Origin of the sequence: Arthrobacter sp. SIMBA_036, from assembly GCF_046535135.1 — a bacterium.
GTDB lineage: Bacteria > Actinomycetota > Actinomycetes > Actinomycetales > Micrococcaceae > Arthrobacter.
This window is the reverse complement of sequence record NZ_JAWRXG010000005.1, coordinates 17,293-38,709: the sequence shown is the minus strand read 5'-3', so window position 1 is coordinate 38,709 and position 21,417 is coordinate 17,293. Positions and strand designations below refer to the sequence as shown.

Genomic DNA, 21,417 nt, shown 5'->3' with positions numbered 1-21,417 from the left:
AGCGGAGCTAATTAGCAGTGCTAACTATTATGCAAAGCCCGGGAGGCGCCTTCCAGTGACTGCACCCAGTCAAGCGAGCGACACGACAGACCAAAAGCCAGACGCGATTCCGGCCGACGCCCTTGCCATTGAGCTTCGAACTGCCGTGATGCGGACATCGCGGCGACTTCGCATCGAAGCAACCGGGGACGTCATTACTCCTGGGCAGTACACCGTTCTGGCCCATCTCAGTTCAGGCCCGCAGACCTTACGGGAGCTGGCCGAGCGCGAGCATGTACAGGCACCCTCGATGACCAGGATCGTCAATGCCCTCGGTGATCAAGGGTTCATTGAACGGCAAGCCCATCCCGGGGATGGCCGGCAGGTGTGGATCAGTATCACGCCCGCAGGGGAGGAAGTCCTCGTCGAAGCCCGCAGCCAGCGGACCGCGTGGTTGGCCCGGCGCGTCGCAGGACTGAGTGAAGAGGACCGTGCAACGCTGAGCCGCGCCGCGCGCATCATGCAGGAAATGAGCGCCCAATGAGCGCCATGTTCCGTGCGCTTGAGAATCCCAACTACCGGGTGTGGGCTGGTGGTGCCTTGGTCTCGAATGTCGGTACCTGGATGCAGCGCGTCGCCCAGGACTGGTTGGTCCTGACGGTCCTCACCAACCACTCCGGAACCGCCGTTGGCGTCACCACGTCCCTGCAGTTCCTTCCCATGCTGCTTTTAGGCCCGTATGCCGGTGTCCTCGCCGACCGTTACCGCAAGCGCAGGATTTTGTTCTGGACGCAGACCGCCATGGGCGTCTGTGGGCTGATCGTAGGACTGCTGGTGGTCACTGGCGCCGCCCAGTTGTGGCAGGTCTATGCCGCGGCGCTGGCGCTGGGAATTGCGGCGGCGGTGGATGGCCCGGCCCGGCAGGCATTCGTCTCTGAACTGGTTGGACCAGACAATATCTCCAACGCCGTGGCCCTGAACTCAGCCTCCTTCAACAGCGCCCGGCTTACGGGCCCGGCCATCGCGGGTGTGCTCATCGCGTGGATCGGTACGGGCCCGGTGTTCTTGCTCAACGCTGCCAGCTTCGTCGCCGTCATTATTTCCCTCGCACGGGTCAAGACTGCCCAGCTTCAGCCCACGGCTCCGGTGGTTCGTGGCAAGCATCAGGTGGTGGAGGGCCTACAGTACGTCCGGCAACGTCCAGACTTAGTACTCATCCTCTTCATGGTGGGGATACTGGGTGCCTTTGGCATGAACTTCACGGTCACGAACTCGCTGATGTCCACCGCCGTCTTCGGTGTGGGACCTGAACAGTTTGGCCTTCTTGGCTCCATCATGGCTGTGGGGACGCTTGCCGGTGCCCTGCTTGCTGCCCGACGCTCCGGTCCCCGCCTGCGGTTCATGCTCGGTGGCGCTTTGACTCTGGGCATCTTTACCCTGTTCTCCAGCATCTCGCCGGCATTTTGGGTCTACGCCGTGGTGCTGATCCCTGTTGGGCTCGCTTCGATCACTTTCCTGAACAGTTGCAACACCACCATCCAATTGTCCGTCGAGCCACAATTCCGCGGACGTGTCCTGGCCCTCTATCTCGCTATCCTGCAAGGAGGGACCGCCATTGGTGCTCCACTGATGGGCTGGATCGGCACCGAGTTTGGAGCTCGCTGGGCTGTGGCCGCCGGGGGTGCTGTGGTACTGATGACCGGCGTCGCGGCAGTCGTCATGGTGGGGCGGCGTAGCCAAGCGACAATCCGTGAGCAGGTTCGCACGTCTTGGCGCCGGGCGCGCGCAACGTAGCTGGCCCAGGAGGGAAGCGTCGACGGCGGCAGGCCGCCTTGGGCTTTTGAGTTACCCGGGCGAGCTGCCGCCGTCGTTATTGCTGGTCGGGGGACCGGCAGGCGTTAGGTGGCCAGGAACTTCAACAGGATCTCGTTGATTTCTGCCCCGTGCGTCCACAGCATTCCGTGCGGTGCGTCGTCGATCTCGACGTACTCGGCGGAGGGAAGGCGCTTGGTGAACTCGCGGCCTGTGGAGTCGATGGGCAGGATTCGGTCGCCCGTTCCATGGACGATCAACGCCGGGACCGTGACCTTCTCGATGTCTGCACGGAAATCGGTCAACCAGGTGTCAACCACTGCGAACGATGCGTACCAGGACGAGCCGGCAGCGACGTTCCAAGAGTTGCGGAGGGCTTCCTCGCTGAGGCGGTTTCCGAGGAAGTTGTCGGTGTTGTAGAAGTCTTTGTAGAAGTTGGTGAACCAAGCGTACCGGTCCTCGATGGCGGCGTTACGGATGCCATCAAACACTGAGGATGGGACGCCCGCGGGGTTGTCCTCGGTCTGCAAAAGGAACGGCTCCAAAGATGCCAGGAACACTGCCTTGGCAACGCGGGCCTCGCCGTACGTACCGATGTAGCGTCCAACCTCGCCAGTGCCCATGGAGAAGCCAACCAATACGGCGTTCTGAAGGTCCAGTGTTTCCATGACGGTGTTGAGATCCGCTGCGAATGTGTCGTACTCGTAGCCGGTGGTGGGCTTACTGGATTTCCCGAAGCCGCGGCGATCGTAGGTGATGACGCGGTAGCCCGCGTTCAAGAGGGCTGCGGTTTGCTTCTCCCACGAAGCGCCGTCCAGGGGATAGCCATGGATCAGCACTACTGGCTGGCCTGTGCCGTGGTCCTCGTAGTAGAGCTCGATGTCCGTGGTGTTTTCAGTTCCGACTTTGATGAAGCCCATGATTCTGTTCCCTTTTCTCGAGATGGAGAACGATCGTTCTCACTCTGATCCATATCCTATAGAACGAGCGTTCTCAGTTCAAGTAGTATGGGTGCATGGATATTTCCGAGGTCCGCGCGCGCATTGTCGCGACGGCGGACGAGCTCTACAACGCCAAGGGCATCCAGTCCGTGGGGATGGACGAGTTGCGCACGGCGGCGGGGGTTTCGCTCAAGAAGCTGTACCAGGAATTTCCATCGAAAAGCAGTATCGTCATGGCCGTCCTTGAGCGGCGACATCAGTCCTGGACAGAGGGACTGGACGCCCGGGTGCGGTTGGCAGCGGATCCGCGCGCCAGGTTACTGGCCATCTTCGATTACCTCGCGGGATGGTTCTGCGACGATTCATTCCGTGGCTGCGGGTTCATCAATAGTTTCGCCGAGCTCGGTGCCATCAGCCCGGAAGTGGCCGAATATGCCCGCGAGCACAAGGAATCGTTTCAGCATTACGTGGCGCATTTAGTGGGGGATGCAGGCGGCCCGGCGTACTTGGCCCCACAGCTTTCCATCCTCGCTGAAGGAGCGCAAACCACGGCGGCCATCGCAGGAACCGCGGATGCCGCCGGACAGGCCAGGGAGGCAGCCGTGGTTCTCATCGACGCGGCTTTGGGCAAGGAAGCTGCGGCTGCCCCTTGAGCCCCAGCCGTGCCAGACTGGACGCATGCCTCCCCGTTCCGTGAGCCCGCGTCCAGAGTCCGCCGCCGTCGATAGCAGCTGCGCGGTCCCTCCCCGCGCGCAGGCCCGCCATATCGCGATGCGGCTCGACGACGCCTGGCTGGGTCTGCAGACGCGCTTGGCCATCCGTCGGGGCCGGGTGGAGACCGTCATCCCTTATACCGGTTATGGCAGCACCACCTGGGTGCGGGTGTTGGCACGCGTCGTCCGCAGCGACCCAAGGGACGCCGCCGGACACGCCAAACCGCTCCAAGAGAGCATGCGGGGTTGGCGCAACTTCACCAGTGCCCCGGTGGCACATGCGGCTGTGCAGGTAGGCATCGCAGGCGCGGTCCATGAGGTCGTAGCGGATCGCGGTGGCGTCGTTGATGCAATTATTCCGGTAACCCTCGACGCCGGTTGGCACACCATCAGCCTTCAATCCGGCGCCTCCACCATGGTGGAGGCGCCCGTGGAGATTGTGGCCGACGACGCCGACTTCGGCGTGGTTTCCGACATTGACGACACCGTCATGGTGACCGCGTTGCCCCGCCCGTTCCTGGCGGCGTGGAACACGTTTGTCCTCAACGAACATGCCAGGACCGCAACCCCTGGCATGGCCGTCCTCTACGAACGGATCGCCCGCACGGCTCCTTCGGCTCCGGTGCTCTACCTGTCCACCGGAGCTTGGAACGTGGCCCCCACGCTCTCCCGGTTCCTGTCCCGCAACCTCTACCCTGCGGGCCCCAAGCTCCTCACCGATTGGGGTCCCACGCCCGATCGCTGGTTCCGCAGCGGGCAAGAGCACAAAAGGTCTTCCTTGGAGCGCCTTGCCACGGAGTTTCCCAACATCAAGTGGCTGCTGGTGGGTGACGATGGCCAACATGATGAGGCCATCTATTCCGAGTTCGCGCAGCGCCATCCGGAAAATGTGCGGGCCATCGCCATCCGCCAGCTCTCCGCCAGCGAAGCAGTGCTCGCCGGCGGGCGGTCAAAATCGGGGGGACAGCCCACCCCGGGAGTTCCCTGGATCTATGCTCCCGACGGCGCCGGCATGTCCGCCCAGCTCGAGCAGCTGGGGATCATTAAGAGCGAGGTTCGCTCTGCGGATGAACCGGAAGCGGGCGATGTGGAGGTGTGATTCCTCCGTTGCCCTCGCGTTTAGGACTGACTCATTACGTCCACGGATCTCGCGACTCCCACCGAACCCCTCTTGACCAAGTGCGCCACCAGCTCCGGCCTGGGGGCGCTGGCCTTCCGGCCCTCGATGTGTCGGATCAATGCCGCGGCCGCCGCGGCTCCCATGTCGTAGGCAGGCTGGGAAATAACGGTCAGTGGTGGAGTGGTGAGCCGGGTCCAGGCGAAATCGTCATACATGAGGAATGACACGTCCTTGGGGATGGAAAGGCCGGCCTCCTGGATGGCTTCCACCACACCAAGGGCAATCAAGCCGTCAGAGGCGATGATGGCGGTAGCTGCCTCCGGGCCCCGCAGGAGTTCTGAGGTGATCTCCTTGACTGACGCCGAACCGCCGGCATTGAGCCGCACCAGGTCCGCAGGGTGAGTAAGCCCCGCTTCCTCGAAGGCGCGGCGGATCCCGTCCAGGCGGTCCGAGATCTGGGAGGAGTCGAGCGTCATTCCGGCCTCGTATGGACCTTCTGCGCGGATTGTTGAGACAAAGGCGATCCGCCGATGCCCTTCCTCGATCAGGTATTTGGCCGACTCGTAAGAGATGGTGGACATGTCCACGGCAAATGTCTCAACATCGAGGCCTTCGGCGGCGCGGTCCAGCAATACGAGCGGACGGCCGGAATCGCTCACCTGTTTCAGGTGGGCCGTCTCTACCGAGGACGCCGGTGCGACAATGAGTCCGTCTACCCGCTTGTCGAGGAGTACCCGGACCGCGTCCACCTCCGCGGCCTGTTCTTCATCCGTGTTGATAAGAATGACGTTGTAGCCACTCGCCTTTGCGGTATCCGTTATTCCCCTGGTGGCGAGGCCAAAGTGGGGGTTCTCGATATCGCCCACCACCACGCCTATGGTGTTCGATCTTCCCGTGTTCATGCTGCGAGCGAGCTCATTGGGCCGGTAGTCGAGTTCTTCGGCAGCGGCGAGGACCCGTTCGCGGACATCATCGCTGACGGCCCCGTAATTGCCGAGCGCCCGAGCCGCCTGCGCCTTTGAGACTTTTGCGGCCTTGGCGACGTCGGCCACCGTTACGTCCCGCCGTCGGGATCCGTCAGTGTTCATGTTCACCTTTCGGGTGGGGTGTTGACGCGGGTTTGTGATGTCCGCTACATTTCAATCAATCGATGTGAGTCCGGTCTCAATCCTAGGGACTGAGACCGGACTCAGCAAGACTCCACATCGAGCAATATATTTCAGCGGCTCCTGACAGCACCGCGATCCCTCCCACGATTGGACAACGCTGTGATCACATTCAACTTCCGCCCGGCGGCCCTTGTTGCTGCCGCAGTGGCAGCCCTCCTCGCGCTCTCAGGGTGTGCAGGATCCTCAACGGCCAGCTCCACCTCGGCCAATAACCCCTACGGGCTGATCGAGCCCGGCACCATCCGCGTTGCCAGCTTGGGCGACTCCAAGCCCTACACCTTCACCGACAGTTCGGGTAACTTCACCGGCTTCGACGTCGAACTGTTCAAAGACGTGGCCCACCGCGCCGGCGTGGACAAGGTCGTCTTTACCGGACAGGACTTCTCCGGCCTGCTTGCTGCCGTGTCCAACGGACAGTTCGACGTCGGAGTGGCAGCCATCGGCATCACGGACAAGCGCAAGCAGACCGTGGACTTCTCCAATGGCTACCTGGCCGGGTACCTGACCGTGATCACCACCAAAACATCGGGCATCAAGGATGTCGGCGGACTCAACGGAAAGCGCTTGGGAGTGGTGCAAGGAACCCTCCAAGAGGCCTACGCGGTAAAGAACTTCCCCTCCGCCCAGTTGGTCAGGTTCCCCGATAACAACACGGCAATATCGGCCGTCAACAGCGGTGCCGTGGATGCACACTTCCTGGACTACGAGGCAGCCAAGGCCTACAAGGACCAGTTTGGGCTCGTCAGCGCTGCGGACATTCCTTCCTTTGATGCCCCGGCCGGATTTGCGATCGCAAAGAACAAGCCAGCGTTCAAGGACGCCTTGAACAAGGGCCTCGCTGCGGCCATGGAAGACGGCACCTGGAAGAAGCTTTACCAGAAGTGGTTCCCGGGTTCGCCCATGCCCGAGCAGTACCTGCCCAAGGCAGAGCAAACCTCCAGCCCCTCACCGACCGCCAGCAAGTAACCGCTGGGCCCGACAACCAACGTCTGAGAGCACTCAATGGATTGGCTCGATACCATCAGCCGCACATTCTTCGACTTCAACGCAATGGTCGAAGTTCTGCCCCAACTCCTCGGAGTTGGCCTGCTCAACACCCTGATCATCTCCCTTTCGGCAACCATCATCGGTGTGGTGATGGGCATGATTGTGGCCGTTATGGGAATCTCGCGGTCCGCCTGGCTCCGGCTGCCTGCGCGAATCTACACGGACCTGTTCCGGGGGCTCCCGGCCATCCTCACCATCCTGCTGATCGGCCAGGGGTTTGCCCGGTTGAGCCAGTCGGTCTTCGGGCCCTCTCCGTACCCGCTCGGAATCATCGCGCTGAGTTTGATCGCCAGTGCGTACATCGGCGAGATTTTTCGGGCCGGCATCCTCAGCGTGGACAAGGGCCAAGGTGAAGCATGCCGTGCCTTGGGCATGAGCTACTCCAAGTCCATGGCCCTCGTGGTGGTCCCGCAAGGAGTGCGGCGCGTGCTCCCGGCGTTGGTGAACCAATTCATCGCGATCGTGAAGGACTCCTCGTTGGTCTACTTCCTTGGCCTCCTGGTCAGTGAACGTGAGCTGTTCCGGGTAGGCCAGGATGCCGCCGTGCTTTCAGGCAACCTGTCCCCGCTGGTCATGGCCGGCATCTTCTACTTGGTCATCACCGTGCCACTGACCCACTTGGTCAACTACTTCGACAACAAGTTCCGCACCGGCCGCCGTCGCCCTTCCGCACCTACGAGCGGACTGAACGAAGTCAAGGAACTCGATGCGGCCTCGCCGCTCATCACCGGGAGCAACACGTGAACCTCACCAGCAGCACCAACGCCAACCCAAGCCAATCCGCTCCGGACATCGAAAAGTTCCATGGCTCCAGCTTGGAGTTGCAGAACCTGACCATGGCCTACGGGGATGTGGAAGTACTCCGGAACGTCAGCCTGAACGTAGCGCCAGGCACTACCACCTGCATCATCGGGCCCTCCGGTTCCGGCAAGTCCACGCTGCTGCGCGGAGTGAACCGATTGCACGAGCCAAAGAGCGGAGACGTTCTCCTCGCCGGTGAGAGCGCACTCAAGGTCAAGCCGGATATCCTGCGGGCCCGCATTGGCATGGTCTTCCAGCACTTCAACCTCTTCCCGGACCACACGGCACTGGATAACGTGGCGCTCGCCCTGTGGAGCGTCAAGGGAATGTCCAAGGCAGAAGCCAGGCAGCGCGCGCAGCGACGGCTGACCGAAGTCGGCCTCGCCGAACGAGCCGACCACCGTCCGCGCGACCTCTCAGGCGGCCAGCAACAACGCGTCGCGATCGCCCGGGCGCTGGCCATGGAACCCGAGGTCATGCTCTTCGACGAAGCCACCAGCGCCCTGGACCCCGAACTCGTTAAAGGCGTCCTTAACCTCATGGCTGGCCTTGGCCGCCGGGGGATGACGATGCTGGTGGTAACCCACGAGATGGGGTTCGCCCGCAAAGTTGCCGACCAAGTGGTGTTCATGGACGAAGGCGAAGTGGTGGAGATCGGCACGCCGACCCAGCTCTTCGACAACCCCCGCGGTGAACGCCTCCAACGCTTCCTTTCGGAAGTCCTCTGATGGGCGCGGTAGCGGCGGCGCCCATCCGGACCGCCGTCGTCGGGTTTGGGGTGGCCGGCAGGGTCTTCCACACGCCGCTTATCCAAGCGGATGCGGAATACTCTCTGGACGTCATTGTGACGGCGGACCCCGAACGCGCCGCGGCTGTGGGTCGGCTGTACCCTCACGCGAGGATCGTTCCTACCCCCGAGGACATGTTTGCACTGGCAGGTGAGCTCGATCTCGTGGTACTCGCCACGCCGCCTGTGACGCATCTGGAGCTCGGCGCCACGGCCATTGCCCACGGGCTCAACGTAGTGGTGGACAAACCTTTCGTCACTACGGTCACCCACGGTGAAGAGCTGGTATCCCAAGCGTCCGACGCTGGAGTGCAGCTGACGGTCTTCCAGAACCGTCGGTGGGACGCTGACTTCCTGACGCTTCGAAAGCTGCTGCGTGAAGAAGCACTCGGCGAGGTCCGGACCTTCGAATCCCGCTTTGAATGGTGGCGGCCGGAAGGCTTCGGCAATTGGCGCGATTCGTCCACCCTGGCCGAAGGGGGCGGAATACTTCACGACCTGGGCGCCCATCTGATCGACCAAGCGATCCAGCTCTTCGGACCCGTAGCGGAAAGTTACGGCGAAACGGCCAACCACGGGCCGTACCCGGACGCCGCCGACACTGAAGCATTCGTATCGCTCCGCCATGAGTCCGGGGTGCGCTCCCGGCTGTGGATGAACGGCATGGCCGCACAGGTGGGCCCGCGTTTCCACGTACTCGGCGCCAAGGCCGGATACACCAAGTGGGGACTCGACAGCCAGGAACCCGATCTGGCTGCGGGCGCTTCGCCGACGGACCCCTCCTACGGTGTGGAGGGCCCGGAGTCATGGGGGCTGCTGGGCGTGGACGGCTCCAGCACAGCCGTTCCAGCAGAGAAGGGCGACTACCCCAGGTTCTACACGGAGCTCGCGGCTTCCCTCAGGGGAAACGGGCCGCTTCCCGTGCAGCCGGCCGAAGCGCTCGAAGCCCTCAAGATCATCGAAAACATCCACGCTTTCGCGTAAGCAGCATCAGAACCTGAAAGAGAGAACACCCATGTCCTCCACAGTTACCAAGAACGTCGCCGTCATCGGAGGCGGCATCCTGGGCGTATCCACCGCTGTCCACCTGCTCCGCGAAGGCGCCTCCGTCACACTGCTGACAGAGCAAGGGCTGGCCAGCGAAGCAACCGGCCGGTCGCTGTCCTGGCTCAACTCCGCGGGAGAACGGTCCACCCCGTACCACCAGCTGCGCGTGGCCGGCGTCGACCGGTACCGTACGCTGTTCGCCGCCGACCCAAGCCGTGAGTGGCTCCAATTCGGGGGAGGCTTGATGTGGAATGCAGAAGGGCACGGCGAGGTCACACAAGCCCGCCACGCCTATGAGCAATCCATTGGATACGATTCGAAGCTCCTGGCACCCGAAGACATTGCCGCGGTTACTCCGGGAATCGACGCCAGTGCCGTGCCGGAAATCGCCATTTTCAATCCCGGTGAGGGCTGGGTCAGCCTGCCGGACTTGGTCAACTTCCTCATGGATGAATTCCACGCCTTGGGTGGCCGCCTCATCCTCAATGCGGGCAAGGTTTCGGTAACGGTCGACGGCGGCCGGGCCACCGGCGTCGAAACATCCGCCGGAGAGACGTACCCGGCAGATGCCGTGCTCGTAGCCTGCGGCGCAGCGACGCCCGCCGTCGTGAAGCCGCTCGGAGTGGACATCCCGAACGGTTCCCCGGTGTCAATGCTGGTGGTCACCAAGCCAGTGGAGCACCAGGTCACCGCAGTCATGAACACTCCGCGTGCCGCAGTCCGGCCCAACCCTGGAAACACGTTCGCGCTGGATCACGACTGGTATGAAGACAGCATCACCGAGCACCCGGATGGCTCGTTCAGTATCCCCGATGATGTTGTGCAGGAACTCGCTGATGAGTCGTCCAAGCTGATCGCGGGAAACCCTGAACTCAAACCGGCGTCCTGGAAGATCGGCTACAAGCCGATCCCCGGGGACGGCGAGCCTGTCTTCGGTGAACTCGGCCAGGTGCCGGGCTGCTTCGTCGCTTTCACGCACTCGGGGGCGACGTTGGGCCTCATTGCCGGAGAGTTGCTGTCCGGCGAGATCCTCACCGGAACCAAGCACCCGATGCTGTCTACTTTCCGGCCGGGGCGTTTTTCCTAGCCAGCCCGTAACGCTGTTAATGGCCAACGGCCCCGATACGCCATCTGCTTAGGCATGTCGGGGCCGTTGGAGTATGTGGCTGGGTGTTATTTGGTGGTGGCGGTGCGTTGGGTGGCGTTGAAGGCGAAGGAGATGGTGCTGGTGGCGCCTTGGAAGGTGTCGTTGGCGGTGGTGGGGAATGCGGTGGTGACTTTGAGGTTGTCGGTTTTGGTTGCGGTGAGGGAGGTGAGGTTGGTCAGGGTCTGGTTGGCGGTGATGACCGGTGCGGAGGCCAGGACGGTGGTTTTGGTGCCGGTGCAGGTGTAGGGGGCTGTGGCGCCGGTCCAGGCGGTGGAGCAGTTTTCGATGGTCAGTTGCAGGCCGTTGACGGTGTCGGTGGTCAGCAGGGATGCGGTGGCTCCGGCGGTGGTGGTCAGGGACACGGTGTTCAGGTCTGAGTTGCCGGTGTTGGAGAGGGTGACGAGTTTTTCGACTTTGTCTCCGGGGAGCAGTCCTGCGACGGGGACGTTCAGGGTGTTGTTCACTCCGGGGGCGCCCAGGGCGATGGTGATTGTTCCGGCGGTGACGGCTTGGCTTGCCGAGGTCGAGGAGGTGAACGCGCCGTAGGTTCCCATGCCGGCGACGGCGGCTGCGGTGCCGACCAGTGCGACGGAGGCGAGGATTTTCCCGGAGGTGGTTTTGAGGCTGATGGCCATGGGAATCAGTGTCCTTTCGGGAGGCCACCGCTTTCGGGCCGGCCAGTTGAACTTTTCCAGCCTCTCTGGCTGACAAGAACTACTGTGCCGGGCCACCATCAAGAACCACTCAGGTGTTCGATCAGGACATGATCAGGAAAAGCTCAAGAAACCCACTACCCAGGCAAACCACCCGGCTGATCGGGGTTGTGCGTCGGGTCCGGGTGCGGGGGAATGACCCCCGGATCGGGCACGGGCGACGGGCCCGGGGTGGGGTTGGGGCTTGGCGGGAACGGTGTTGTGGGGTCCGGCGGCGGTGTCACCGGCCCGGGATCCGGGGGGAATGGGTCAGGCTCGTGCTGCGGAGGAAGCGTCATCATCTCTCCTTGATAGGCCTTGGAGTTGGTATGAGCAGCCTACTCCTGTTGGGTTTTCCACATAGGAGAAATCGGCGCTGATTTTGACTACTACGCTCTGGAAGAGTGGAGCCATGGAGGAGATGAACAGCGGTCAGGGGGCGCCAGCCGGGTCGCCGTTGGGGCTGGGTTGTTCTATCGGGGATCTCATCAGTGCTGTTGGTGCGTTGACGCTGGCATCTGAAACTCCCGCGCTCATTGATGAGCCGGCTTGCCTTGAAGACCTGAAGTCGGCCATCGCCGCACGGCAAGCGCGGGTCGCTGTGGCGTTTGATCTTGCCCATCGGCGCGAACAGGCCCTGGCAGGTGTCCCGGCATCGGAGCAAGGCCAAGATGTTGGCGCGCAGCTTGCTTTGGCCAGGCGGGAGTCCCCGAACCGGGGTTCCCGGCTCCTCGGTCTGGCGAAAGCCTTGGTGTCGGAGATGCCGCGGACCATGGCCGCGCTGGAAAAGGGTTTGTTGAGTGAGTGGCGGGCAACCCTTCTGGTCAAGGAAACTGCATGTTTGAGCGTGGCAGACCGTTGTGCCGTGGACGAGGAGCTCGCGCCGGATACCGGGACGTTCGACGGCGCCGGGGACAGGGCGATCGCCTCGGCGGTGAAAGCCGCAGGGTACCGGCGGGATCCGCGCTCGGTCACGCAACGTGCTAGTCGCGCCGCCGCCGAGCGAAGGGTGACCTTGCGCCCAGCACCGGACGCGATGACCTACCTGACCGCCTTGCTCCCAGCCGCACAAGGCGTCGCAGCCTACGCCGCCCTAACCCGGCACGCCAACTCAGTCCGTGCCAGTGGTCCCCGCTCCGAGGGTGATGCCATGTCCCAAGGACAGCCCATGGCCGACACCCTTGTGGAACGCCTCACCGGGACCCCGGGCGGGATCAGCAGTGTCGAAGTCCAGCTGGTCATGACGGACCGAACCTTGCTTCGTGGCGACAGCGAACCGGCAAGGCTCGCCGGCTACGGAACTGTCCCCGCGAAATGGGCCAGGGTTCTGGTTGGGGCTGAAGGTGCTGCCTGTGCCGCGCCGGATCCCGAGCGAGCGATTGCTGGGTCGGAACCGGAGGGCGACGATCCGGGCTTCGCCTTGTATCTCCGTCGGCTGTACACAGCACCGAGCACCGGTGAACTCGTCGCCATGGACAGCAAGGCAAGGTTCTTCCCGGCTATGTTGCGTCGTTTCATCCAGGCCCGGGACAACACCTGCCGCACGCCCTACTGCGACGCACCGATCAGACATATCGATCACATCTTCCCGTGGCACGCAGGCGGCAAAACCACGCTTGCCAACGGCGCCGGGCTCTGCGAAGCGTGCAACCACAGCAAGGAAGGGACCGGTTGGACCGCCCGGCCCGTCATTCCGACGTCGTCCGGAAGCATCCATACTTTCTACGTGACAACGCCCACCGGCCATCACTACCGGTCCAAGGCCCCGCCTCTGCCTGGTCACTATTTTCAGAAAGTACCTAGCTTTTCAGAAAGTACCTAGCTTTTCAGAAAGTACCTAGCTCCGAGTAACCCTTTGGCGCGCGCCGGCGATTACGTGATTGAACGGGCCAAGCTGGAATTTGTCCCCCATCATGTTCCAGCTTGGCCCTTCTTGTCTCCGGGAACTACCCTAGGTGGAGTCCTCCGCCCGTCAAACGGCGGTTGGTCTGGCCTCCCCAGCCATGGAACTGCCGCCGATCGAAAGTCCCTTCCGTGACCGACGCATTGACCGACGAAGCGCTGGAAGCGCTCAAGGGCGATCAAGCGGAACTGTTCAGCGCGGTGTACAGGACTTTCGCAGGTCCGGTCCTCGGTTACCTGACAGCCAAGGGTGTGGCGGATCCTGAAGCGGGCATGCAGGAGGTCTTTTTAGCTGTTCTTCCCCGGCTCGCGGACATCAGTGGTGGCATGGGCGGTCTCCGCACGTTCATTTTCTCCGTAGCCCATGCACGCATGGTGGACGAGCACCGGAAGCAGAGCAGGGCACCGGAACACCACGAATTTGAACCTGAACGAGATCCGCGGGAGTCCAGGTCAGCGGAGTCGGAAGCGATGCACCTTATGGCGCCCGGCGAGGTGATGGAGCTCCTGGCTTACCTCAATGATGACCAGCGGGAGGTCTTGATCCTCCGTATCATCGCCGGTCTTACTGTGGAGCAGGTGGCGGGAATTTTGGGCAAGTCCGCAGGAGCAGTGAAGCAACTGCAGCGACGGGCACTCATTGTGCTCCGTGAGAATTCAGCAGTAAAGGAATACGTTTCGCTATGACAAACACGGAAGGCGAACGTTCGGAGATCATTGACGAGCTCCTGGTCGACGCCGGTTTCCCGGATGGTCACGAAATGAGGCAGACGCTGCTTTCTATCGGATCCCTCGCCTCGCTTCCGACGCCCACTCCAGGGCCAGAGCTTGCTTCGATGCTGGCAGGCACCACGGACGAACTTGCCAAGCGCCGCTGGCGTCCGAAGCACCGGACCGCCGTCGTGGGTGTTGCCGTGATCGCCGCCATGGGCCTTGGTGCCGGTGGCGTCGCTGCCGCCAGTTCCGCCTTTCCCCGTGACCCGTCTTTTGTGGAGAAGCTCCTAGGCCGTCTGGTGCCGCATTCCACGTCGGAAATGCCTGCACTGCCCTTGAACGACGAGCCCAAGATCAGCACTGAGCCAGCGCCGACGGTGCACCCTGCGACGGTTCCGGCCATGCCTACCCTTCCGGTAAACCCCAGCACGCAGACGCGCCCGGCAGCGGTTGGCGGCACTACGCCTCCAGCGGCACAGCCCCGCATGACCAGCAAACCCGCAGCCGTCGCGGGCCCGTCGAGCCCTCAAGCGCCGCTGGCGCCTGTGGGCAGGGCCGCGCAATCGGCGTTGCAGCCACCCGCTCAAGAGCTGAAGGCTATGCTCGTTCCCAAACCGCTGCCGATTTCCAAGCCGGACCTGCTCAAAACGGCGCGGACCCCCGTACCGTCGGACGCGAAGGACTCCAAGCCCCGTGGACGACCATAGCGGCCCCGCAAGGAGCTCCGCGAGCAAGGAGCTACCCGAGGACCTGACGCTTGGAGGATATGACCCCCGTGTCGAAACCGGCTAGGTGAAGTCCGCCATGGAAGCGGGCATGTTCGATCTTCACGCATCGATCCATGACGACATTGAGCCCAGCGGACTCGGCATCCCGGGCAACGTCCTCATGCCATGAGCCCAACTGCAGCCACAATGTCTTGGTGCCCGCCGCGATGGCCTCGTCCAGGACGCCGGGGAGGTCCTCATGCTTGCGGAAGACGTCAACAATATCCGGGGCTTCGGGAAGGTCCGCCAGTGAAGCATAGGTTGGTTGGCCGAGAATTTCGTTCACCACGGGGTTCACGAAGTACACCTTGTACCGCGTGGACGACTGCAAGTAGGTGGCCACGAAGTAGCTGGCCCGGGACGGCTTGTCCGAGGCGCCGACTATCGCGATTGACTTGGCCTGCCTCAGGAGCGAGAGGCGTTCCGGAGCAGAGGGTCCCTGCCAGGTACGTTCAGTGGTACTCATGCTTTTAACTCCAATGCTGCAGGCGACTGCGCCTCGGTTAGTGCCTGGTCGAGGTCCCAAAGAATGTCCTCCAGGTCTTCAAGTCCCACGGAGATACGGACCAGGTCCTCCGGAACACCCGCCGACTCAAGTTGCTCCGCGTTGAGTTGTTGGTGGGTAGTTGAACCGGGGTGGATGACCAGCGTGCGGGAATCACCCACGTTGGCCAGATGGGAAGCAAGTTGCAACGACTCGATGAACCTTTGCCCAGCGGACCGTCCGCCAACAACGCCAAAGGAGAACACGGAACCCGGTCCCTTCGGCAGGTACTTTTGTGCCCGTTCGAAATGCGGGTGGGACGGCAGGCCGGAGTAGTTCACGTAAGCTACCCGAGGATCGGCGTCGAGCCATTCCGCGACCGCTTGGGCGTTCTTCAGGTGTTCGTCCAGGCGCTGGGGGAGGGTCTCAACGCCTTGCAGTAGTTGGAAAGCCGACAAGGGCGAAAGGGCCGGGCCGATGTCGCGCAAGTGTTCGCAGCGCAGTTTGGTGAGGAATCCGTACTCGCCGAAGTTGCCCCACCAGGAAACGTTTCCGTAGGACGGCACGGGTTCGGTCATCATGGGGAACTTGCCGTTGCCCCAGTTGAACCGGCCGCTCTCCACGATCACGCCGCCCAACGTTGTGCCGTGTCCACCGAGGAACTTGGTTGCCGAGTGGATCACGATATCCGCCCCGTGCTCAAAAGGGCGCACCAGATATGGCGTGCTCAAGGTGGCGTCGACTACCAACGGGATGCCGGCGTCGTGAGCTACCTTGGCCAGCCCCGCGAGGTCTTGGACTTCCGACGACGGGTTGGCCACCACCTCCACGAACAAGGCCTTCGTGTTCTCTCGGATGGCCGCGGCGTAGTCCGCAGGGTCGGTTCCGGGGACGAAGGTGGTGTCCACGCCGAAGCGGCGAAGGGAAACGTCCAACTGCGTCACTGTTCCGCCGTACAGCTGGGAGGCGGCCACAATGTGATCGCCGGACTGGGTCAGTGCGGCGAAAGTGATGAACTCAGCGGCCATGCCCGACGACGTTGCTACCGCCCCGATCCCGCCCTCAAGGGACGCGATGCGTTCCTCGAAAGCTGCGACGGTGGGGTTGCCGATGCGCGAGTAGATGTTGCCGTACTTCTGCAAGGCGAAAAGGCTGGCGGCGTCGTTGGTGTCCTTGAAGACGAACGACGTCGACTGGTAGATCGGCACGGCCCGGGCTCCGTGTTCGGCGTCGGGGGTACCGCCGGCATGCAGGGCCCGGGTGCGGAAGCCGAAAGTGCGGTCGGCCATCAGACGGCCACCGTCTCGGGGACGGGCGAGCTGGACGCAACCGGTGTGGAGGAAAGGTCCAGTTCGGTGCCGTTCTTGCGAGCGAGGTCCGCCTCGAGTTCACGGACGATCGGCAGGACGTCCTGGCCGAATGCAGCGATTTCTTCCTGGAAATGCAGGTAGCCGGTGAGGAACAGGTTCACCCCGATCTTCTTGTATTCGACGATCCTCTCGGCAATCTGTTCCGGGGTTCCGATGAGTTGGGTTTTGAAGCCGTCGTTGTACTGGACCAGGTCTTCAAAGGTGGAGTCGGCCCACATGCCCTTGCCGTCCTTAGTGGAAGCACCGGCTTCCTGGACGGCATCCCGGAAACCCTGAACTGCCGGCTTGTGTGCTTTCTCCACGATTTCGCGGAGGGTATCGCGGGCTTCCTTCTCTGAATCCCGGGCAATGACGAAGCCGTTGAGGCCAAACTTCGGAGCAGCAAGCGCTCCTTCCGTCCCACGCTTCGTCTCGCCGGATGCCGCTACGACGCCGGCGATGTTTTCCTTGAAACCCTCAAGGTCCTTGCCGTTGGAGAAGTACCAGTCGGCCACGCGGCCGGCGGTTGCCTGTGCCGCCGTCGAGTTTCCACCGAAGAAGATCTCCGGGTGGGGACGGCCAGGAACATCCACCGGCGCGGGGTTCAGGGTGAAGTCGGTGATGTTGTAGTACTTGCCGCCCTGGCTGTAGCCCTGTTCGGTCCAGAGCCCACGCAGCACGTTGATGAATTCTTCGGTGCGGACGTAGCGTTCGTCGTGCTCGAGCCACTCGAGTCCGAAATTGGTGAACTCGCTTTTGAGCCAGCCGGAAACGATGTTGACGGCGGCCCGGCCGTTGGAGATGTGGTCGGCGGTGATGATGTACTTCGCCAGGACCCCGGGATGCCACATGCCCGGGTGGACGGCGGCGATGACTTTGAGGCGCTCGGTCGCGGCCAGGAGCGCGAGGCTGAAGGAAGTGGCTTCGTGCTGCTTGTCCGCGCCATACGACGCCGCGTAGCGGGTCTGCGTCAGGGCGTATTCAAACCCGGAGTTCTCCGCAATACGGGCCAGCTTCTTGTTGTAGTCGAAGTCCCAACCAGTGCGTTGTTCGATAGTGGACACCACCAGGCCGCCGGAGACGTTGGGGACCCAATAGGCAAACTTGAGCGGTTCGGACAGCCGGGCAACGTTGCTGATCTCGGTCATGAATTTTCCTTTTCTAGGGCCCGCTTGCGCAGGACGTCCTGGATGCCGGCGATTGCCGGTTCGTTCTGTAGCGAGGTGGTGTCGCCCAAGGCGGTCCCCTCGAAGAGTTGGGTCAGAAGGCGGCGCATGATCTTGCCGCTGCGGGTCTTGGGCACGTCGGGAACCACGACGACGTCGCGTGGCTTGGCGATGGGGCCGATCGCCTTGGCAACGTGGTTGCGCAGGCCCGCGGCGACCTCCGCATCAGGCAAGCCTCGCGCGCCACCGTCGGCGTCAGTCCGGAGCACCACGAACGCGACCACCGCATGCCCCGTGGTGGGGTCGGCCACCGGACACACCCCGGCTTCCACCACGTCCGGATGGGACACGAGTGCCGACTCAATCTCGATGGTGGACAGCAAATGTCCGGAGACGTTGAGGGTGTCGTCCACGCGCCCGAGAATCCAGATATCGCCGTCGGAATCGTATTTGGCCCCATCGCCGGCAAGGAACCAGCCCTGGTTTGCGTACTGGCTCCAGTACGAATCGAAGTAGCGGCGCGGGTTGCCCCACACGGTCCGCGCGATGGCGGGACCGGGACGGTCCACCACGATGAAACCTTGGACGCCGGGCTTGCTGGTCTCACCGCGGGAGTCCACCACCCGAACGCTTACCCCGGGGAGGGCTCGGGCGGCGCAACCGGGTTTGAACGACGTGTCAGTTGGAGAGGGCGACATAATGGTCGCGCCCGTCTCGGATTGCCACCATGTATCCACCATGGGCGCCGTACCCCCACCGAGGTTGTCCCGCAGCCAGCGCCAGGCCTCCGGATTCACGGCCTCTCCCACGGTTCCCAGAAGTCGGATGGACGAGAGATCGTAACTATCCGGCACTCCATCGGGGAACCAACCCATGAGGGACCGAACCAGTGTGGGCGCGGTGTAATACTGCGTGACTTTGTAGCGTTCGATGATCTCGAAGTGCCTGCCCGGGTGCGGGGTGTTGGGCGTTCCTTCGAAGATGACTTGGGTGGCGCCGTTGGAGAGCGGCCCGTAGATCTCGTACGTGTGGGCGGTGACCCACGCGAGGTCCGCGGTGCACCAATGGACATCCCGGTTCCGCAATTCGGGATCCGGGTTGCTGAAAAGGTGCTCGAAACTCCACGAGGCCTGAGTGAGGTAGCCACCGGAAGTATGGACCAAGCCCTTCGGTTTCCCCGTGGTGCCGGAGGTGTACATGATGAACAGGGGAGTCTCGGCGTCGAACGCAATCGGTTCGTGAACGTCGGAGGCGGTATCGACGACGTCGTGCCACCAGACGTCGCGGCCTTCAACCATGGTGACGCTGGCCAGTTCGGCGCGGGGTGTGGTCCTGTTGATGACCAGCACCCGTTCGATGGCATTGTCACCCTCGACGGCGGCGTCGGCGTTTGCTTTGACCGGAACCGCGGTGCCACGGCGGTACTGTCCGTCCGTGGTGACGAGTAGTTTCGCCTGGGTGTCCTCCACCCGGAAGCGCAGCGCTTCAGCCGAGAATCCCCCGAAAACCAGCGAATGGATGGCGCCGATCCGGGCCACGGCCAGGGTGATGATCACGGTCTCGGGAATCACCGGAAGATAGATGACGACGCGATCACCTTTGGTGATTCCCAGCTCAAGCAGCGCGTTGGCAGCCTTGGAAACTTCCAGCTGGAGCTCCGCGTAGGTGATGGCGCGGCGGTCACCGGGTTCGCCCTCGAAATGGAGCGCTACTTTGTCGCCGTTTCCCGCGATGACGTGCCGGTCCACGCAGTTATACGCAACGTTCAGTTTGCCGCCGTCGAACCACTTGATCTCCGGACCCTGACCGGCCCGAACATCAGCGGGTTTCCAACTGTGTGCCGTATGCCAAGGCGTTGCCCAATGCAGGCGACGCGCTTGTGCTTCCCAGAAAGCTACGTTCGAGCCGTTTGAATCGAAACCGCCGTGACGCGCCCGCTCGCCGAAGCCAGCGCCGTGCACTGCGCCGTCCGCGTGCTCAATCGAGGACCATCCCGAAGAGCCGTGAAATGAGCCGGGCGCGTCAAGCAGCCCTGCTTCAGAGGCCGTCGCGTCCGAAGTGGTTGGTGAAAATTGTGATGCGGTTGTAGCAGAAGACATGCCAAAAACACTCCATGTCCTGGGGTTGGCAAGCACCACTCTGAGACAGCCGACGCTAGGGGTGGTCGCCCTCGTTTCAAGCTGTTGTTCGCTTGTGTTGCCTGCTGCGGCGTCACTGATCCAGGAATCTCGGCCGCTGGGATGGTCGCTCCCCACTAAAGCTGATCAGTCAGTTGGCGCAAAATTGATCGGTAGCGGTGCGTAATATTCGCCGCGCACCGCTTTTGCGCACCTGCAGCCGCAGAATATTCGGCTGATCGGTCCCGTGCTGTCAGGAGTAGGCTTGAGTCATGGTGCACGTCAACGATCCGGCCGTCGTGGAGCGGCTGATGCGAACAAAGGGCACATGGGCAATCGTCGGGCTAAGCACCAACGAATGGCGCTCTGCCTACGATGTATCGCTCTATGTCAGGGACAGGATGGGCATGCACATCATCCCCGTCAATCTCAAAGGTGAAGACGTGCACGGCGAAAAGGGCTACAAAACCCTGGCCGAGATTCCCGCCACGAAGCATCCAATCGATGTCGTTGACTGCTTCGTCAACTCCCAGCGCGTCGGCGCCGTCGTGGACCAAGCCATCGCGATCGGAGCCAAGGCTGTGTGGCTGCAACTCGGCGTTGTTGACGAGGCGGCCACCCTGCGCGCCAAAGAAGCAGGGCTCGACGTCGTGGTCAACTCCTGCCCCGCGAGGGAAGGGTGGCATTACGGCTTGTAGTTCTTCCGACTTTTTCGTCTGCTAAGGTGCAGCTGATTCATTCCTCCAGCCCCCGGGGACAACCATGTGCGACGACCAGTCTGTGGTGCCATTTTCCACGCCCACCAGACGCGCGATTCTGGGTGCCTTCAGCACCTCGGTTGTTGTCGGCTTGACAGCCTGCACGTCACCGTCGCAGCCGCCTCAGCGCCCGACGTCGGCAGTCTCGCCGGTTGCCGTGCAAAGTTCAGCCCCCACCCCAAGCCCCACCGGCACTGGCCCTACGGCCGCCACTACCACTGGCACGAAGCGGATCCGCCGGACCTTCATCCCAGACTACCAACTCCCGCCAGTGGTCGGGGGCCTGGCTCCGGTCATCACCAAAATCCCGACCAAGAATCCGGTAGTGTTCCTGACCATCGACGACGGCGCAGTCAAGTCGCCGGAGTCGGTGCAGCTCTTGGCCGAGTACGACTACCCGGCAACCCTCTTCTTGACCAAGAACACCATCGCGGACAACCCCGGCTTCTTCAAAGCCTTCCATGCACAGGGAAGCCTGGTGGAAAACCACACGGTCACGCACAACGTGAATATGGTGCGGCAGTGGGGTTACCAGCAACAGTTAAACGACATCGTGGGGATGCAGGACTATGCCACGCAGCAGTTCGGGCGGCGCCCAACCCTGTTCCGGCCGCCAGGTGGGGACTACTCCACTGTGATGCGCCGGGCCGTGGCCTCTGCAGGGTTGAAAGCGGTCATCACGTGGGAAGCGAAAGCCAACGCTGGAAAGATGGACTACCAGGTGGGGAACTCCCTGCGTCCGGGCGACATTGTCCTGATGCACTTCCGGCCGGAGTTCGCCGCAGACTTTGCGGCTTTCCGAGCGGCCCAGTTGGCGGCCGGGCTCGAAGTGGTGTTGCTCGAGGATTTCCTCGGCGTTGACCAGTAGCGTTGACCAGTAGCGACTGAAGCCCGCTGTAGGCTCT

The 21,417-nt window shown here is 62.7% G+C and carries 21 protein-coding genes; 14 read left to right on the top strand and 7 right to left on the bottom strand.

Annotation, left to right across the window (positions count from 1 at the left end):
• Nucleotides 1-148 precede the first annotated feature (148 nt).
• Nucleotides 149-523: a MarR family winged helix-turn-helix transcriptional regulator gene (locus SB659_RS08280; RefSeq protein WP_284979450.1), complete on the top strand. Its 375-nt coding sequence runs from the start codon at nucleotides 149-151 to the stop codon at nucleotides 521-523.
• Nucleotides 520-1,773, top strand: a complete 1,254-nt coding sequence (locus SB659_RS08275; RefSeq protein WP_410550098.1) for an MFS transporter — start codon at nucleotides 520-522, stop codon at nucleotides 1,771-1,773. The genes SB659_RS08280 and SB659_RS08275 overlap by 4 nt, the downstream gene beginning before the upstream one ends.
• Nucleotides 1,774-1,877: 104 nt before the next feature.
• Here SB659_RS08275 and SB659_RS08270 read toward each other — a convergent pair whose 3' ends face one another.
• The gene (locus tag SB659_RS08270) at nucleotides 1,878-2,711 is read right to left on the bottom strand and encodes an alpha/beta fold hydrolase (RefSeq protein ID WP_410550097.1); all 834 of its coding nucleotides are present in this window, start codon (nucleotides 2,709-2,711) and stop codon (nucleotides 1,878-1,880) included.
• Nucleotides 2,712-2,806: 95 nt separating this feature from the next.
• On the opposite strand from SB659_RS08270, the gene SB659_RS08265 reads away from it, so the two are divergent.
• Both SB659_RS08265 and SB659_RS08260 read left to right on the top strand, forming a co-directional pair.
• The gene (locus SB659_RS08265; protein WP_284979232.1) at nucleotides 2,807-3,385 is read left to right on the top strand and encodes a TetR/AcrR family transcriptional regulator; all 579 of its coding nucleotides are present in this window, start codon (nucleotides 2,807-2,809) and stop codon (nucleotides 3,383-3,385) included.
• A gap of 25 nt (nucleotides 3,386-3,410) precedes the next feature.
• On the top strand, nucleotides 3,411-4,544 hold the full coding sequence (locus SB659_RS08260) for an App1 family protein (protein WP_410550096.1): 1,134 nt from the start codon (nucleotides 3,411-3,413) through the stop codon (nucleotides 4,542-4,544).
• A gap of 20 nt (nucleotides 4,545-4,564) precedes the next feature.
• On the opposite strand, the gene SB659_RS08255 is transcribed toward SB659_RS08260, so the two are convergent.
• A complete protein-coding gene (locus tag SB659_RS08255; protein ID WP_410550095.1) occupies nucleotides 4,565-5,653 on the bottom strand; it encodes a LacI family DNA-binding transcriptional regulator in 1,089 nt (362 codons plus the stop codon).
• Nucleotides 5,654-5,833: 180 nt separating this feature from the next.
• Between SB659_RS08255 and SB659_RS08250 the strand changes: the two genes are divergently transcribed.
• From SB659_RS08250 to SB659_RS08230, 5 genes are read left to right on the top strand one after another with little or no spacing between them, the layout of a single operon-like run.
• Complete coding sequence (locus SB659_RS08250; RefSeq protein ID WP_410550094.1) at nucleotides 5,834-6,700, top strand: ABC transporter substrate-binding protein; 867 nt, start codon at nucleotides 5,834-5,836, stop codon at nucleotides 6,698-6,700.
• Nucleotides 6,701-6,736: 36 nt separating this feature from the next.
• On the top strand, nucleotides 6,737-7,525 hold the full coding sequence (locus tag SB659_RS08245) for an amino acid ABC transporter permease (protein ID WP_284979228.1): 789 nt from the start codon (nucleotides 6,737-6,739) through the stop codon (nucleotides 7,523-7,525).
• A complete protein-coding gene (locus SB659_RS08240; RefSeq protein ID WP_410550093.1) occupies nucleotides 7,522-8,310 on the top strand; it encodes an amino acid ABC transporter ATP-binding protein in 789 nt (262 codons plus the stop codon). Before SB659_RS08245 ends, SB659_RS08240 begins: the two co-directional genes overlap by 4 nt.
• The gene (locus SB659_RS08235) at nucleotides 8,310-9,353 is read left to right on the top strand and encodes a Gfo/Idh/MocA family oxidoreductase (RefSeq protein ID WP_410550092.1); all 1,044 of its coding nucleotides are present in this window, start codon (nucleotides 8,310-8,312) and stop codon (nucleotides 9,351-9,353) included. The genes SB659_RS08240 and SB659_RS08235 overlap by 1 nt, the downstream gene beginning before the upstream one ends.
• Before the next feature lie 31 nt (nucleotides 9,354-9,384).
• Nucleotides 9,385-10,503, top strand: coding sequence for an NAD(P)/FAD-dependent oxidoreductase (locus SB659_RS08230; protein WP_284979225.1), 1,119 nt, complete (start codon nucleotides 9,385-9,387; stop codon nucleotides 10,501-10,503).
• A gap of 86 nt (nucleotides 10,504-10,589) precedes the next feature.
• Here SB659_RS08230 and SB659_RS08225 read toward each other — a convergent pair whose 3' ends face one another.
• Nucleotides 10,590-11,198, bottom strand: a complete 609-nt coding sequence (locus tag SB659_RS08225; protein WP_410550091.1) for a TasA family protein — start codon at nucleotides 11,196-11,198, stop codon at nucleotides 10,590-10,592.
• 469 nt (nucleotides 11,199-11,667) lie between these two features.
• Between SB659_RS08225 and SB659_RS08220 the strand changes: the two genes are divergently transcribed.
• From SB659_RS08220 to SB659_RS08210, 3 genes are all read left to right on the top strand, one after another.
• Nucleotides 11,668-13,077, top strand: coding sequence for an HNH endonuclease (locus SB659_RS08220; RefSeq protein WP_410550090.1), 1,410 nt, complete (start codon nucleotides 11,668-11,670; stop codon nucleotides 13,075-13,077).
• A 212-nt stretch (nucleotides 13,078-13,289) separates the two neighbouring features.
• Nucleotides 13,290-13,844 carry an RNA polymerase sigma factor gene (locus SB659_RS08215; RefSeq protein WP_410550089.1) on the top strand — a complete coding sequence of 185 codons (555 nt, stop codon included), beginning with the start codon at nucleotides 13,290-13,292 and terminating at the stop codon, nucleotides 13,842-13,844.
• On the top strand, nucleotides 13,841-14,578 hold the full coding sequence (locus SB659_RS08210; RefSeq protein WP_410550088.1) for a hypothetical protein: 738 nt from the start codon (nucleotides 13,841-13,843) through the stop codon (nucleotides 14,576-14,578). The genes SB659_RS08215 and SB659_RS08210 overlap by 4 nt, the downstream gene beginning before the upstream one ends.
• A gap of 31 nt (nucleotides 14,579-14,609) precedes the next feature.
• Here the strand turns inward: SB659_RS08210 and SB659_RS08205 are convergent, their stop codons facing one another.
• Genes SB659_RS08205 through acs form a run of 4 tightly spaced genes read right to left on the bottom strand, consistent with a single transcriptional unit; the run spans nucleotide 14,610 to nucleotide 19,736 of the window.
• Nucleotides 14,610-15,104 (bottom strand): CoA-binding protein, encoded by a 495-nt coding sequence (locus tag SB659_RS08205; RefSeq protein WP_284979222.1) that lies wholly within the window; start codon nucleotides 15,102-15,104, stop codon nucleotides 14,610-14,612.
• Nucleotides 15,101-16,411, bottom strand: coding sequence for an O-acetylhomoserine aminocarboxypropyltransferase/cysteine synthase family protein (locus tag SB659_RS08200; RefSeq protein WP_284979221.1), 1,311 nt, complete (start codon nucleotides 16,409-16,411; stop codon nucleotides 15,101-15,103). Before SB659_RS08200 ends, SB659_RS08205 begins: the two co-directional genes overlap by 4 nt.
• On the bottom strand, nucleotides 16,411-17,619 hold the full coding sequence (gene sfnG / locus SB659_RS08195; RefSeq protein WP_410550087.1) for a dimethylsulfone monooxygenase SfnG: 1,209 nt from the start codon (nucleotides 17,617-17,619) through the stop codon (nucleotides 16,411-16,413). Before sfnG ends, SB659_RS08200 begins: the two co-directional genes overlap by 1 nt.
• Entirely contained in the window at nucleotides 17,616-19,736 is a 2,121-nt protein-coding gene (gene acs, locus SB659_RS08190) for an acetate--CoA ligase (RefSeq protein WP_410550086.1), read from the bottom strand. Before acs ends, sfnG begins: the two co-directional genes overlap by 4 nt.
• Nucleotides 19,737-20,026: 290 nt before the next feature.
• On the opposite strand from acs, the gene SB659_RS08185 reads away from it, so the two are divergent.
• On the top strand, nucleotides 20,027-20,452 hold the full coding sequence (locus tag SB659_RS08185; RefSeq protein ID WP_410550085.1) for a CoA-binding protein: 426 nt from the start codon (nucleotides 20,027-20,029) through the stop codon (nucleotides 20,450-20,452).
• 217 nt (nucleotides 20,453-20,669) lie between these two features.
• Complete coding sequence (locus tag SB659_RS08180) at nucleotides 20,670-21,380, top strand: polysaccharide deacetylase family protein (RefSeq protein ID WP_410550084.1); 711 nt, start codon at nucleotides 20,670-20,672, stop codon at nucleotides 21,378-21,380.
• Nucleotides 21,381-21,417: the final 37 nt, after the last annotated feature.

Bases quoted from the DNA above. Each gene is read 5' to 3' on its own strand.
- SB659_RS08280 (WP_284979450.1), top strand. From the start codon at position 149: ATGCGGACATCGCGGCGACTTCGCATCGAAGCAACCGGGGACGTCATT.
- SB659_RS08275 (WP_410550098.1), top strand. From the start codon at position 520: ATGAGCGCCATGTTCCGTGCGCTTGAGAATCCCAACTACCGGGTGTGG.
- SB659_RS08270 (WP_410550097.1), bottom strand. From the start codon at position 2,711: ATGGGCTTCATCAAAGTCGGAACTGAAAACACCACGGACATCGAGCTC.
- SB659_RS08265 (WP_284979232.1), top strand. From the start codon at position 2,807: ATGGATATTTCCGAGGTCCGCGCGCGCATTGTCGCGACGGCGGACGAG.
- SB659_RS08260 (WP_410550096.1), top strand. From the start codon at position 3,411: ATGCCTCCCCGTTCCGTGAGCCCGCGTCCAGAGTCCGCCGCCGTCGAT.
- SB659_RS08255 (WP_410550095.1), bottom strand. From the start codon at position 5,653: ATGAACACTGACGGATCCCGACGGCGGGACGTAACGGTGGCCGACGTC.
- SB659_RS08245 (WP_284979228.1), top strand. From the start codon at position 6,737: ATGGATTGGCTCGATACCATCAGCCGCACATTCTTCGACTTCAACGCA.
- SB659_RS08235 (WP_410550092.1), top strand. From the start codon at position 8,310: ATGGGCGCGGTAGCGGCGGCGCCCATCCGGACCGCCGTCGTCGGGTTT.
- SB659_RS08230 (WP_284979225.1), top strand. From the start codon at position 9,385: ATGTCCTCCACAGTTACCAAGAACGTCGCCGTCATCGGAGGCGGCATC.
- SB659_RS08225 (WP_410550091.1), bottom strand. From the start codon at position 11,198: ATGGCCATCAGCCTCAAAACCACCTCCGGGAAAATCCTCGCCTCCGTC.
- SB659_RS08220 (WP_410550090.1), top strand. From the start codon at position 11,668: ATGGAGGAGATGAACAGCGGTCAGGGGGCGCCAGCCGGGTCGCCGTTG.
- SB659_RS08210 (WP_410550088.1), top strand. From the start codon at position 13,841: ATGACAAACACGGAAGGCGAACGTTCGGAGATCATTGACGAGCTCCTG.
- SB659_RS08205 (WP_284979222.1), bottom strand. From the start codon at position 15,104: ATGAGTACCACTGAACGTACCTGGCAGGGACCCTCTGCTCCGGAACGC.
- SB659_RS08200 (WP_284979221.1), bottom strand. From the start codon at position 16,411: ATGGCCGACCGCACTTTCGGCTTCCGCACCCGGGCCCTGCATGCCGGC.
- sfnG (WP_410550087.1), bottom strand. From the start codon at position 17,619: ATGACCGAGATCAGCAACGTTGCCCGGCTGTCCGAACCGCTCAAGTTT.
- acs (WP_410550086.1), bottom strand. From the start codon at position 19,736: ATGTCTTCTGCTACAACCGCATCACAATTTTCACCAACCACTTCGGAC.
- SB659_RS08185 (WP_410550085.1), top strand. From the start codon at position 20,027: ATGGTGCACGTCAACGATCCGGCCGTCGTGGAGCGGCTGATGCGAACA.